This window comes from Moraxella bovoculi, assembly GCF_000988745.2.
Taxonomy (GTDB): Bacteria; Pseudomonadota; Gammaproteobacteria; order Pseudomonadales; family Moraxellaceae; genus Moraxella; species Moraxella bovoculi.
The window spans coordinates 1,783,444-1,796,319 of record NZ_CP011381.2; the positions used below are offsets into that span (position 1 = coordinate 1,783,444).

The window sequence follows — 12,876 nt, forward strand, 5'->3', positions numbered from 1 at the left end:
CGCTTGGGCAAATGCTATCGTCTGGGTTGACTTATTTTTTCTTTTCTTTTAAGTCAATGTTAATGCCCAGCGATCGAATCTCTTTGGTCAATACATTAAACGACTCTGGCATACCTGGGTTCATGTACTGTTCGCCATCAACGATGTTCTTGTACATGCGGGTACGACCTTCAACGTCATCTGACTTCACAGTGAGCATCTCTTGTAGCGTGTAAGTCGCACCGTATGCTTCAAGTGCCCAAACCTCCATCTCACCGAAACGCTGACCACCGAACTGAGCTTTACCACCAAGCGGCTGCTGAGTAACAAGACTGTACGAACCCGTTGAACGAGCGTGCATCTTATCATCAACCAAGTGGTTCAATTTCAGCATGTACATGTAACCTACAGTCACAGGACGGTCGAATTTCTTACCGGTACGTCCATCATACAGAGTCTGTTGTCCTGACTTATCAAGTCCTGCAAGCTCAAGCAATTCTTTGATTTGAGTTTCTTTGGCGCCATCAAAAACTGCTGTGCCCATCGGTACGCCTGCACGTAGATTCTCGGCCATTGCCATGATGTCTTCGTCAGACAAGCTGTCTAGATCAACTTGCTCGCCACCAACTTTGTTATAAATCTTATCTAAGAATTCACGAAGTTCGCCAACAGCTGCTTGAGCGCGCATCATCTCGTTGATCTTGTCACCAAGGCCGCGAGCTGCCATACCAAGGTGAGTCTCTAGAACCTGACCGATGTTCATACGTGATGGTACGCCCAGGGGGTTAAGTACGATATCAACAGGGTTGCCTTTCTCATCATATGGCATGTCTTCAACAGGCATGATACGCGATACAACACCCTTGTTACCGTGACGACCTGCCATCTTATCACCAGGCTGGATACGACGCTTAACTGCCAGATAAACTTTAACGATCTTTTGAACGCCATGCGCAAGATCATCACCCGCTGTTAGCTTGCGTTTTTTCTCAGCGAACTTATTGTCGATGTCTTTTTGCTTGTCGCTTAGGTATTCGGCGATTTGTGTCAAACGCTCAGACACCTCTTCTTCGGCAGGCTGGATGTCAAGCAGATTTTCAAGAGATAGATTCTCAAGATCAGCTACTGACAATACCGTGCCTGCCTTAAGGCCAGAACCACCACTGATGGTCTTACCTTCTAGTAGATGTACGATACGACCGCGAGCAGCCGCTTCGAAGATGTTTAGCTCTTCTTTTAGGTCTTTACGATAGTCATCAAGCATCGCTTTTTCGATGGCTTTGGCGCGGCTGTCTTTTTCTAGACCATCACGGGTAAAGACTTGTACATCAATGACTGTACCCTTAGTTGAAGATGGTACACGTAAAGACGTGTCTTTCACATCAGCAGCTTTCTCACCGAAGATAGCACGGAGCAGTTTTTCTTCTGGAGTTAATTGGCTCTCACCTTTTGGAGTAACTTTACCCACCAAGATATCGCCAGCATCTACTTCAGCACCAATATAAACAATACCTGCTTCGTCAAGGTTTGCAAGTGCTGCCTCACCAACGTTTGGAATATCACCAGTGATCTCTTCAGGGCCAAGCTTGGTATCACGAGCGACACAAGTTAGCTCTTGGATGTGAATGGTTGTGAAGCGATCTTCTTGAACCACACGCTCAGATAATAAGATCGAGTCTTCGAAATTATAACCATTCCAAGGCATGAACGCCACACGCATGTTCTGACCAAGTGCAAGCTCACCCAGATCTGTTGAAGGGCCATCTGCCAAAATATCACCACGAGCGATTACGTCACCTTCATTGACGATGATGCGCTGGTTGATACAAGTGTTTTGGTTAGATCGGGTATATTTGATTAGATTATAAATATCAATACCTGCTTCGCCTGCGATCATTTCTTCTTCGTTGACACGCACGATAACACGGCTGGCATCAACCTCTTCGATCACACCGCCACGCTTAGCAACCACGCAGACACCGCTGTCGCGCGCTACGTGACGCTCCATGCCTGTACCTACAAGCGGCTTATCAGATCGCAAAGTCGGTACCGCCTGACGTTGCATGTTCGCACCCATCAAGGCACGGTTAGCATCGTCGTGCTCTAGGAATGGAATCAGCGAGGCCGCCACCGATACAACCTGACGTGGCGATACGTCCATGTGGGTTACTTTATCAACGCCCATACGTACCGACTCACCTTGATAGCGCACCATCACCATCTCTTCGGTCAGCTCGCCATTTTCGTTCATTGGCGAGTCGGCCTGTGCGATGACAGAACCTACTTCTTCGATGGCAGACATGTATTCGATGTCATCAGTCACTTTACCATCGATAACACGGCGGTAAGGCGTCTCTAGGAAGCCAAAGTTATTGGTCTTAGCAAATACTGCTAATGAGTTGATCAGACCAATGTTTGGACCTTCAGGTGTCTCGATCGGACATACACGGCCGTAGTGAGTGTTATGTACGTCACGCACCTCGAAACCTGCACGCTCACGGGTCAGACCGCCAGGACCAAGCGCAGAAACACGGCGCTTATGAGTAATCTCTGACAGTGGGTTGTTTTGGTCCATGAACTGAGACAGCTGTGAAGAACCAAAGAATTCTTTGATAGATGCCGCCACAGGCTTAGAATTAATCAAATCTTGTGGTGATAGGTTGTCAGATTCAGCAGTGGTTAGACGCTCTTTGACAGCACGCTCAACACGAGCCAAACCGATACGGAACTGATTCTCGGTCATCTCACCAACAGAACGAATACGACGGTTACCCAAGTGGTCAATGTCATCCACTTCGCCACGACCATTGCGAATTTCGATCAGCTCTTTTAGTACGTCGATGATGTCTTGATTTGACAATACGCCTTGATCGCGCTGAACATCAATGTCATCAGTCTCAACAAATTCACGACCCAAACGACGGTTGAACTTCATACGACCAACGTTAGACAGATCATAACGCTCTTGACTAAAGAACATTTGCTCAAATAGCTTCTCAGCAGTCTCTAACGTTGGTGGCTCGCCTGGACGCATGACTTTATAGATCTCGATCAGCGCTTCTTCACGGCTCATTACAGTGTCAGCACGTAATGTATCAGCGATATAAGCACCGTGGTCGATGTCGTTGGTAAATAGAATCTTAAAACCTTTAATGTTCTTATCGGCTAATTTAACCAAAAGCTCATGGTCAATTAACGTGTTCGAACGAGCGATTACTTCATCGTGATAAACGATGTCCTCTGCCAAAATACGCTCATATAGATATTCATCAGGCACGGCAAGTTTGGTCATACCAGAGGCAACGATTTCTTTGATGCGGCGGGCATTGATGCGCTTGCCTTGCTCAACGATCACCTTGCCATCTGGTGATACGATGTCAAACTGAGCCATCTCGCCTTGCAGACGTTCAGCCACTAGCTCAACTTCAAAAGACTCTTCACCTTTATAAACTTCAACTGTGTCAAAGAAAGTCTCTAGGATCTGCGCAGTATCCATACCAATAGCGCGCAAGATGATGGTCGCAAGTAGCTTACGGCGGCGGTCGATACGTGCGTATACTAGGTCTTTAACATCAAATTCAAAATCAAGCCATGAGCCACGGTAAGGAATGATACGTGCATTGTAAAGCACTTTACCGCTTGAGTGTGATTTACCCTTATCATGATCAAAGAACACACCTGGCGAACGGTGTAGCTGCGATACGATCACACGCTCAGTACCGTTGATAATAAAAGTACCATTATCCGTCATTAGCGGGATTTCACCCATAAACACACTTTGTTCGCGGATGTCTTTGATTGCCGCTTTAGAATCTTTGTCTTTGCTGTCTTTATCTTTGATGATTAGACGGATTTTTACGCGCAAAGGTGCAGCGAAGGTTGAGCCACGCATGATACATTCACGCTCGTCAAACTCAGGCTCACCCAAATAGTACTCGACAAACTGAAGCTCAGCGTTGCCAGAATGGCTGGTGATGGGGAAAATAGACGAGAAAGCCGCTTGTAAGCCCACATTTGCACGGGCTTTTGGCTTTTTATGCTCTTGCAAAAACTGCTCGTAAGAATCTACTTGGATTGCCAATAGATATGGCACATCCATGACGTCTGGAAGTCTAGAAAAACTTTTACGAATGCGTTTCTTTTCGGTATAAGAATAAGCCATTAAGATTCCTTACGTTAAGTTAACTTGGCGTACCGCGATTATCACAGCAACACCCTTAAATAAAAGACAATTTCAACCATCTGTAAACATCATGGACATTTTAAATTATTAGAATATCCATCACAAAAAAGTCAAAAACACCATCAGCACGCCCCTACTGCATGCCAATAAAAACCCCACACACAACAAAGCGCCAAATACCAGAGGTATTTAGCTTAAATTTGGTTATTACAAATTAGGTCGTTTTGCATAGGGTGTGTTTGTCCTTTTGCATTGTACTCACCTATAGCGCTTAAGATAAGTACAAAAGGTCAAATACTAAATTATAATAAAAAAAAGCCAATAATGCAAGTGCAAAATTGGCTTTTTGATAAATAATTAGCTGTTTTCAATATCGCTTAGGCAGCGATTGGTTGAAAGCCATCTAAATTATTTAAGTTCAACGCTCGCACCAGCTTCTTCAAGCTTCTTCTTAAGCTCTTCAGCTTCAGCTTTAGATGCGCCTTCTTTAACAGTTTGTGGAGCGCCTTCAACTAGGTCTTTAGCTTCTTTTAGACCTAGACCAGTTACTTCACGTACTACTTTAATAACAGCTACTTTCTTGTCGCCACCGCTGGTGATAACAACGTTGAAGTCGTCTTTTTCTTCAGCTGCCGCTGCTTCACCGCCAGCTGCTGGAGCTGCTGCTAGGGCTGCTGCAGATACACCAAATTTTTCTTCCATCGCAGAGATAAGCTCAACGATTTCCATTACTGATTTTTCCGCGATCGCGTCTAGGATTTGTTCGTTAGTTAGTGACATAGCAATTGTTCCTATGAAATAAAAATGTTAATTGTATAAAACGAATAATTTTAAAAGTGAAAAATAAAATTATGCCGCTTCTGCTTGCAATTTGTCGCGTAGAGCAGCTAGAGTACGGGCAAGTTTGCCTGCTGCTGCTTCTTTCATTGTGCCCATTAGACGTGCAATAGCTTCGTCGTAAGTAGGTAGAGTTGCAAGTTTATCGATTGATTTAGCGTCAATAAATTCGCCTTCAAAAGCTGCGCCTTTGATCTCGAACTTGTCGTTGCCCTTTGCAAATTCCTTGAACAGACGTGCTGCTGCACCTGGGTGTTCATTTGAGAATGCAATTAAAGTAGGACCAACGAATACATCGTTCATGCAAGCAAAGTTAGTGTCTTCTAGCGCGCGACGTAATAGAGTATTACGAACGATACGCATATCAACACCTGCTGCACGAGCCGCTTTACGAAGTTCGGTCATCTGTGCTACTGTTACGCCGCGAGAATCGGCAACAACAGCAGAGAGCGCACCTTTGGCAGCTTCATTTACTTCAGCAACAATTGCTTGTTTGTCTTGAAGATTTAGTGCCATGGGTTGTCTCCATATTTATTATCTGCAACTGCAAATAATAAGCAAATTTCACAAATCACAAAGTGATCTGCACCAAATACGGTGACTTGTCGTCTTACCGTCTGCGTAGGCTAATGATTTTATTCATCGATTATGTCATTGCTTGAGAACAATCAATGACACCTACGGTCTTAGACAGCACAACCCGCTGTGCTGAACTAATAAATTCTGTTTACCAATAAACTTAAATACGGGGAAATTCATTGATAAATACGCTATTATAAGCGAAAAATACGACAAATCAAGTAAAATCTATGTTTTCTTAGGTTTGTGTATTTCACGCTCATAAATTGGGCAGGATTATTTGTTCGCACGGTGTGGAACTGGATCAATTGCGAGACCAGGACCCATGGTGCTAGACAAAGTAATCTTCTTGATGTAGATACCTTTAGAGGTAGCTGGCTTAGCACGTTTAAGATCGTTCAACAACGCAGTAGCGTTTTGTTCGATTTGCTCGCCAGTAAAGCCTATTTGACCGATAGAAGCGTGGATGATACCAGCTTTGTCTACACGGTATTGAGCCTGACCTGCTTTGGTGTTTTTAACAGCAGTCGCTACATCAGCAGTTACTGTACCAACTTTAGGGTTTGGCATAAGACCACGTGGACCTAGGATGGTACCTAGTTGACCAACAACGCGCATCGCATCTGGAGAAGCGATTACTACGTCAAAGTCAAGGTTGCCAGCTTTGATGCTGTCAGCCAGATCTTCAAAGCCTACAACATCCGCACCAGCTTCTTTAGCAGCGTCAGCAGCAGTGCCTTGAGCGAATACAGCAACACGCTTAGTTTTGCCAGTACCTGCAGGTAGGTTGGTTGCGCCACGAACTACTTGATCAGATTTACGCGGGTCAATGCCTAGGTTGATCGCGATGTCGATAGACTCTTTGAATTTAGCCGCTGGCAAATCATTTAGAATCGCAACCGCTTCTTCGATGGTGTATAGTTTGTTGCCATCAACTTTCTCGTTGATTAGCTTTTGACGCTTAGTTAGCTTAGCCATTACACACCCTCCACATTTAGACCCATTGAGCGTGCAGTACCTGCGATGGTACGGATTGCAGCTTCAAGTTCAGCAGCGGTCAGATCTGCCTCTTTAGTTTTTACGATTTCTTCTAGTTGCGCACGAGTCACAGTACCAACTTTATCTTTGTTAGGTACACTTGAGCCTTTAGCAACACCAGCTGCTTTACGCAGTAGAACTGCCGCAGGTGGCGACTTCATTACGAAAGTGAAAGACTTATCGTTAAAAACGGTGATTACAACTGGGATTGGCAAGCCTGGTTCAAAGTTAGCAGATGCTGCGTTGAACTCTTTACAGAACGCCATGATATTAACACCTTTTTGACCCAATGCTGGACCAATTGGTGGTGATGGGTTTGCCTTACCAGCAGGCACTTGTAGCTTGATGTAGCCATCAATCTTCTTTGCCATGAAATATACTCCAATGGTGGGTAGTAACGCTAAAAATTAGCTCCCCAAGGTTATGAATTAGATTATCTAATTCGACGAAAAGCCCCGAGCAACGCTCAGAGCCAAAGAATCTATTATAGCAAGATTATACGATTTTTTCAACTTTCGTGAATTCAAGCTCAACTTCGGTTGGGCGATTGAACACACTAACAGTTAGGTGCAGCTTGGATTTGTCATAATCTACTTTCTTGACAAGTCCTTTAAAATCAGTAAATGGACCGTCAATCACAAGCACTTCCTCACCCGGCTCAAACATTGTCTTAGGACGAGGTGCATCGCTGCCTTTTTGAATACGATTCAAAATACGATCTGCTTCAACTTGAGTGATTGGCGCTGGATGCTCCGGCGTGCCACCGATAAATCCTGTGATGTTCGGGCAACTTCTTACGATGTGCCAAGTATCCTCATTCATGTCCATATTAATTAGGACATAGCCAGGGAATAATTTATGTTCAACAGTGCGTTTTTTACCTTCACGCATTTCAATGACTTCTTCGGTTGGCACCAAAACATCACCAAAAGAATCGGCAAATTCACTGCGCTTAATACGCTCGATTAGTGAGCGCTGAACTTGTTTTTCGTAACCAGAAAATGCTTGGATAATATACCAACGCATCACATCACCCCATGAATTAATTTAAAATAAAACCAATAATCTTATTAAAAATATTGTCAAGCAACCAGATGATAAAACCAATAATAATCATCGCCAGAATCACTTGCCATGTATAACGGAAAGTCTCATCTTTACCTGGCCAAGTCACACGGCGCAATTCGATGCCCGCGTCTTTTAATAACGTCTTAAAAGCGCGACCTTGATTGGTAAATACCAGACAGATAATGGCAAAAACAACCAAAGCAACTGTAATACCCAGCTGCACCCAAACATTATTACCTTGTGCCCAATATCTTGGCAGATATTCCGTCACCAAGGTAGCACTAATTAAAGAAACAATTGCCAATAGCCACAGAATATAGTCTTTGGCTGAGCGTCTTTTAGCAACCTCAACAACGTTTTCTTTAGAGATGGTGACAGACTGTTTTTGCTGAGCTGGACCATTTGACGCCACAGTTTCAGCTTGGGTATCAAAATTATCTTTATTATCGCTCATGCAGGAATTTGCCTTGGAGTGACCAATTTTTTTTATAAAATTAAAATAATGGTATGGAAAATATAAGATGGCAGGCGATGAGGGACTCGAACCCCCAACCCTCGGTTTTGGAGACCGATGCTCTACCAATTGAGCCAATCGCCTAAGGAGTTAAGGACTGCTATTATAGCAAATATTTTTTTAAATACAAGCATTTTTATCTTAAATCACAAAATTTTTATCAATCTCGTCGATGAGCATTAATTGAAAAATTCCCCAAACCACAAACCCCCCACCATCTCTGGCAGGGGGTTTTGACTTTGGTAAGTCGTTTGGTTTGTTTGCTGTTAAGATAATCTTATTAGATTAGTTCTTAACGTTAGCAACAACACCAGCACCTACGGTACGGCCACCTTCACGGATTGCGAAGCGTAGACCCTTGTCCATGGCGATTGGGTGGATAAGCTCAACGCTCATCTCAACGTTGTCACCAGGCATAACCATTTCAGTACCTTCTTGTAGAGTGATGGCACCAGTTACGTCAGTAGTACGGAAGTAGAACTGTGGACGATAGCCGTTTAGGAATGGCGTGTGACGACCACCTTCTTCTTTTGACAGTACGTATACTTCTGCGTCGAAGTTAGTGTGTGGAGTGATTGAACCTGGCTTAGCAAGTACTTGGCCACGTTGAACTTCTTCACGCTTAGTACCACGTAGTAGAACACCACAGTTCTCACCAGCACGACCTTCGTCTAGAAGCTTACGGAACATCTCAACACCAGTACAGGTAGTCTTGGCAGTGTCTTTGATACCAACGATTTCAACTTCGTCACCAACTTTGATGATACCAGACTCAACACGGCCAGTTACAACAGTACCACGACCAGAGATTGAGAATACGTCTTCGATTGGCATTAGGAATGGACGATCGATGTCACGCTCTGGCTCAGGGATGTAGCTGTCTAGAGTGCTTAATAGCTCTAGGATAGCTGGCTCGCCATATTGACCTTGGTCGCCATTTAGACCTAGTAGTGCAGAACCTTTGATGATAGGAGTGTCATCACCAGGGAAGTCGTAGTCAGATAGAAGTTCACGCACTTCCATTTCTACTAGCTCTAGTAGTTCTTCGTCGTCTACTAGGTCGCACTTGTTCATGAATACCATGATGTAAGGTACGCCAACCTGACGAGATAGAAGGATGTGCTCACGAGTTTGTGGCATTGGGCCGTCAGTAGCTGCTACAACTAGGATAGCACCGTCCATCTGTGCCGCACCAGTAATCATGTTTTTAACATAGTCGGCGTGACCTGGGCAGTCTACATGCGCGTAGTGACGTGCTTCAGTGTCATACTCGATGTGAGAAGTGTTAATGGTAATACCACGTGCTTTTTCTTCTGGTGCTGAGTCGATTGCAGCGTAGTCCTTTGCTTCACCACCGTGGTGCTTAGCAGCAACAGTTGCGATAGCAGCAGTTAGGGTAGTTTTACCGTGGTCAACGTGACCGATGGTACCAACGTTTACGTGTGGTTTGTTACGTTCGAACTTGGCTTTGGCCATAAGTATGTCCTCATGTTGTTTAAAAAATAAAATAATATCTGTCACTATTTTATCGAAGTATCTAGCAAATTATTTGCTATATCTTTCTTATTATAACACACAATCAAGTCTTTGCAACCATCAAACAAGCTTTTACATGGCATTTGTTAGCATGAAAGACCGCAAAAATCACCGCCATTAACCACTTGCCTACAACCAACCATGATACCACATCCTAAAATTATCAAATATATTGCATTTGCTATGGTAAATCTGTGTGGCAATATCTCTCATTTTCACCCCCTTATTTTGATATTATTCAGCATTGCCGCATCGCACACGATTTATCAAAAACAATCTTTTGGACATTTGATAGTTTTAATTAATGATTCGATTGTTTGGGCTGACAATGGAAATACGAATAACATCATCATTTTTTAATATATTTGAATGCCAAATATTATCAAAGTAGCACTTGCAATGATGAGCAACTATTTGGAGCATTTGAATCACCAACAATTAAAGATAAAAAAAATACACCAATGAATCTTGGTGTATTTTTTGGGGCCAATATTATCAAACAATTCGGTCAATTTAATGACGAAATCGCGTTATAAAGCATTCAATAGGCAGCAAATACTTCGTGATTGCCATCGTTATTTAATAAAAAAACCTTATAAGGGTCTTGTCTACCTTGGTAGACGGCATCGTCCATGCCTGGCGTACCAATCACCATGCCAGGAACTGATAAGCCGATTGCATCAGGTTTTTGATCCAACAAACGCTTGATGTCTTGAGCAGGGACATGACCTTCGACTGCATAACCTGCCACAATCGCTGTATGACAAGAACGATGATCATCGGGTATGCCAGCATCATGCTGGATTTTTTGATTGCCTGTGTCATGTGATTTGACAGAAAAGCCATTCCTTTGCATATAGGCCACCCATTTGGAGCAACAGCCACAATTTGGATCTTTCCAAACTTCAACAGTCATGGAGTGAGATGGTTGCACAGCAAAAAATCCCATGACGATTAAGGCTGTCAAACAAACCAATCCAACACCAACAAATGACAATTTTTGTCTGACGGTTCCAATCCGCATACAAACCTCTTCAAAACTGATAGGGCAGGCAAGAAGTCATCAACCTGTTTTGGTACAAACGCTACTTGCTTGACTTATTTTTGCCAAATAGTACAAAACTGAGAGAGGGGGTTATTTCATACAGATAAAAACAAACCCCTTGGGCTCTTAGGCTACAAGGGGTGCAATATGGAGCTCTTATCGAGAATTGAACTCGAGACCTCTCCCTTACCAAGGGAGTGCTCTACCGCTGAGCTATAAGAGCGAAACCGATATATGGAGCGGGTGGCGGGAATCGAACCCGCACCATCAGCTTGGAAGGCTGAGGTTCTACCACTAAACTACACCCGCAGGGTAGTAAAAATAAGGTAGGGAAATAATGGTGGTGGGGGAAGGATTCGAACCTTCGAAGCTTTCGCGACAGAGTTACAGTCTGTTGGGTTTGACCGCTCCCCAACCCCACCAAGTGGTACAGGTGTATCTTTTAATGGTCTTTTAAAAGACTAAGCCCGATAAAAGGGCTTAACCTGAAAGATTTCTTAGGAGTGGTGCCGGCTGCCGGAATCGAACTGGCGACCTACTGATTACAAGTCAGTTGCTCTACCAACTGAGCTAAGCCGGCGGTGTTTCCTAAGTGGTGCGTATAATAACATAGATTTCAGATTGTGCAAGTTATTTTTTTATTAATTTTTAAATTTTTATATAAGTAACTGATTTTTATTATTTTATTTTTATATATTTCATTATGCTGACCATCATCAAATTTCTAGCCTTCATCGAACACCCTGCTCTAATTTATCATATGTTATGGTTATTGGCAAAGGTAAAAAATCGTGTTATAAGTAATCGCTTTTTATAGCTAACCTAAATACTTTCATTAAGGATTCATCATGAGAAAACCCTTGCCTTGGCAGTATTGCTCGGACTAGGTCTGGCAAGCACCGCTCATTCTGCACCCATCTTACAAGTCAATGGTGACTACAGTATTACGCAGCGCAATCAAGCCAATGCATGGGTTGAAATTGATGTCAAAGCTTTTCAAGACAACATTACACGCCTTCAGCAACAGCTTGGCGACAAGAGCCAGATTTGCGCCATCATGAAAGCAGACGCCTATGGTAATGGTATTGACCTGCTTATGCCTAGCATCATCAAATTAGGTGTGCCTTGTGTTGGCATCGCCAGCAGCGAAGAGGCAAAAGTTGTCCGAGCTCATGGCTATTAAGTAAAATCGCCCGTGTACGCTTAGCCAGTATAGATGAAGTTTGATCAGGACTTGATGATAACATCGAGAAGTTGGTTGGTGACTTAACACATGCCACAGCACTTGCCAAACTAGCGCAAGAACACGGCAAAAACATTAAGGTGCCCCTTGCCTTAAATTCAGGCAGTATGGACAGAAACGGCACTGACCTAGCCCATAAGCAAGGTAAAAAAGATGCGGTGGCAATCACCAAATTAAAAGGGCTTGATGTCGTTGCCATCATGACACACCATGCTGTGGAAGACGAGGATTATGTTCGTGAGCGTTTGGTGTTGTTTAAAGAGCAAAGCTCGTGGCTTATCAAAAACGCTAAGCTAGATCGTAGCAAACTCACCCTGCACACCGCCAATTCATTCGCCACCATTGCTGTACCTGAAAGTCATCTTGACATGGTGCGTCCTGGCGGTCTTATCTACGGCGATACAATCGATGCCAACTGCTTATAAGCCCGTCATGAGCTTTAAGATCAAAGTTGCCAGCGTGCAATTTTATAAAGCCAGCACAAAAGTCGGTTATGATGATACGCACGCGCTTACCCGTGATTCTTATTTGGCGAACCTGCCCTTTGGTTGCTCGGACGGTTATCGTCTTGCCTTCACCAACAAAGGCGTGGTACTCATTGGCGGCAAACGTGCCAACGTACTAGGCAAAGTGTCAATGAACACGACCATGGTGGACGTAACCGACCACGTTAACGATGTCAAAATCGGCGATGAAGTGGTTATCTACGGCTCGCAAGGCGAGGATAGAATTAGCCAAGCTGAAATTAAGGAAATTAGTGACGCTCTACTGGTGGATCTATACACGATTTGGGGCAATTCAAATCCTAGATTTATCAAAGCTGATTGAGTTAAATAATTCAGAAAGTAAAAATC

At 43.7% G+C, this 12,876-nt stretch carries 12 protein-coding genes and 5 tRNA genes; 3 read left to right on the top strand and 14 right to left on the bottom strand.

Features of this window, described 5'->3' with window-relative positions:
* Positions 1-31: 31 nt before the first annotated feature.
* The 14 genes from rpoB to AAX10_RS08320 form a co-directional block, all read right to left on the bottom strand.
* On the bottom strand, positions 32-4,141 hold the full coding sequence (gene rpoB, locus AAX10_RS08255) for a DNA-directed RNA polymerase subunit beta (protein WP_046700356.1): 4,110 nt from the start codon (positions 4,139-4,141) through the stop codon (positions 32-34).
* A 429-nt stretch (positions 4,142-4,570) separates the two neighbouring features.
* Positions 4,571-4,942, bottom strand: a complete 372-nt coding sequence (gene rplL, locus AAX10_RS08260) for a 50S ribosomal protein L7/L12 (protein WP_046698629.1) — start codon at positions 4,940-4,942, stop codon at positions 4,571-4,573.
* A gap of 69 nt (positions 4,943-5,011) precedes the next feature.
* Positions 5,012-5,515: a 50S ribosomal protein L10 gene (rplJ, locus tag AAX10_RS08265; RefSeq protein WP_036364004.1), complete on the bottom strand. Its 504-nt coding sequence runs from the start codon at positions 5,513-5,515 to the stop codon at positions 5,012-5,014.
* A gap of 339 nt (positions 5,516-5,854) precedes the next feature.
* Positions 5,855-6,556 (bottom strand): 50S ribosomal protein L1, encoded by a 702-nt coding sequence (gene rplA, locus AAX10_RS08270; protein ID WP_046700357.1) that lies wholly within the window; start codon positions 6,554-6,556, stop codon positions 5,855-5,857.
* On the bottom strand, positions 6,556-6,987 hold the full coding sequence (gene rplK, locus AAX10_RS08275) for a 50S ribosomal protein L11 (RefSeq protein ID WP_036364000.1): 432 nt from the start codon (positions 6,985-6,987) through the stop codon (positions 6,556-6,558). The genes rplA and rplK overlap by 1 nt, the downstream gene beginning before the upstream one ends.
* 124 nt (positions 6,988-7,111) lie before the next feature.
* Entirely contained in the window at positions 7,112-7,645 is a 534-nt protein-coding gene (nusG, locus tag AAX10_RS08280; protein ID WP_036363997.1) for a transcription termination/antitermination protein NusG, read from the bottom strand.
* A 13-nt stretch (positions 7,646-7,658) separates the two neighbouring features.
* The gene (gene secE / locus AAX10_RS08285) at positions 7,659-8,138 is read right to left on the bottom strand and encodes a preprotein translocase subunit SecE (RefSeq protein ID WP_046698630.1); all 480 of its coding nucleotides are present in this window, start codon (positions 8,136-8,138) and stop codon (positions 7,659-7,661) included.
* Positions 8,139-8,206: 68 nt separating this feature from the next.
* A tRNA-Trp gene (locus AAX10_RS08290) sits at positions 8,207-8,282 on the bottom strand.
* A gap of 201 nt (positions 8,283-8,483) precedes the next feature.
* Complete coding sequence (tuf, locus tag AAX10_RS08295; RefSeq protein WP_036363988.1) at positions 8,484-9,674, bottom strand: elongation factor Tu; 1,191 nt, start codon at positions 9,672-9,674, stop codon at positions 8,484-8,486.
* 601 nt (positions 9,675-10,275) lie between these two features.
* Positions 10,276-10,590, bottom strand: a complete 315-nt coding sequence (locus AAX10_RS08300; RefSeq protein ID WP_226997763.1) for a DUF411 domain-containing protein — start codon at positions 10,588-10,590, stop codon at positions 10,276-10,278.
* A gap of 337 nt (positions 10,591-10,927) precedes the next feature.
* Positions 10,928-11,002: transfer RNA gene (locus AAX10_RS08305), tRNA-Thr, on the bottom strand.
* 12 nt (positions 11,003-11,014) lie between these two features.
* Positions 11,015-11,088 (bottom strand) — tRNA-Gly (locus tag AAX10_RS08310).
* A gap of 29 nt (positions 11,089-11,117) precedes the next feature.
* A tRNA-Tyr gene (locus tag AAX10_RS08315) sits at positions 11,118-11,201 on the bottom strand.
* An 82-nt stretch (positions 11,202-11,283) separates the two neighbouring features.
* A tRNA-Thr gene (locus AAX10_RS08320) sits at positions 11,284-11,359 on the bottom strand.
* Between the two features lie 285 nt (positions 11,360-11,644).
* Here AAX10_RS08320 and AAX10_RS10510 point away from each other — a divergent pair.
* The 3 genes from AAX10_RS10510 (at position 11,645) to AAX10_RS10465 (ending at position 12,850) form a co-directional block, all read left to right on the top strand.
* A complete protein-coding gene (locus tag AAX10_RS10510; protein ID WP_267284323.1) occupies positions 11,645-11,962 on the top strand; it encodes an alanine racemase in 318 nt (105 codons plus the stop codon).
* Between the two features lie 71 nt (positions 11,963-12,033).
* Positions 12,034-12,447, top strand: a complete 414-nt coding sequence (locus AAX10_RS10515; RefSeq protein ID WP_267284324.1) for an alanine racemase — start codon at positions 12,034-12,036, stop codon at positions 12,445-12,447.
* Positions 12,431-12,850: an alanine racemase C-terminal domain-containing protein gene (locus tag AAX10_RS10465; protein ID WP_228707568.1), complete on the top strand. Its 420-nt coding sequence runs from the start codon at positions 12,431-12,433 to the stop codon at positions 12,848-12,850. The genes AAX10_RS10515 and AAX10_RS10465 overlap by 17 nt, the downstream gene beginning before the upstream one ends.
* Positions 12,851-12,876 lie beyond the last annotated feature (26 nt).

What these genes read in the sequence shown, in the direction of transcription:
- rpoB (WP_046700356.1), bottom strand. Translation starts at nt 4,141, where the DNA reads ATGGCTTATTCTTATACCGAAAAGAAACGCATTCGTAAAAGTTTTTCT.
- rplL (WP_046698629.1), bottom strand. Translation starts at nt 4,942, where the DNA reads ATGTCACTAACTAACGAACAAATCCTAGACGCGATCGCGGAAAAATCA.
- rplJ (WP_036364004.1), bottom strand. Translation starts at nt 5,515, where the DNA reads ATGGCACTAAATCTTCAAGACAAACAAGCAATTGTTGCTGAAGTAAAT.
- rplA (WP_046700357.1), bottom strand. Translation starts at nt 6,556, where the DNA reads ATGGCTAAGCTAACTAAGCGTCAAAAGCTAATCAACGAGAAAGTTGAT.
- rplK (WP_036364000.1), bottom strand. Translation starts at nt 6,987, where the DNA reads ATGGCAAAGAAGATTGATGGCTACATCAAGCTACAAGTGCCTGCTGGT.
- secE (WP_046698630.1), bottom strand. Translation starts at nt 8,138, where the DNA reads ATGAGCGATAATAAAGATAATTTTGATACCCAAGCTGAAACTGTGGCG.
- tuf (WP_036363988.1), bottom strand. Translation starts at nt 9,674, where the DNA reads ATGGCCAAAGCCAAGTTCGAACGTAACAAACCACACGTAAACGTTGGT.
- AAX10_RS08300 (WP_226997763.1), bottom strand. Translation starts at nt 10,590, where the DNA reads ATGCAAAGGAATGGCTTTTCTGTCAAATCACATGACACAGGCAATCAA.
- AAX10_RS10465 (WP_228707568.1), top strand. Translation starts at nt 12,431, where the DNA reads ATGCCAACTGCTTATAAGCCCGTCATGAGCTTTAAGATCAAAGTTGCC.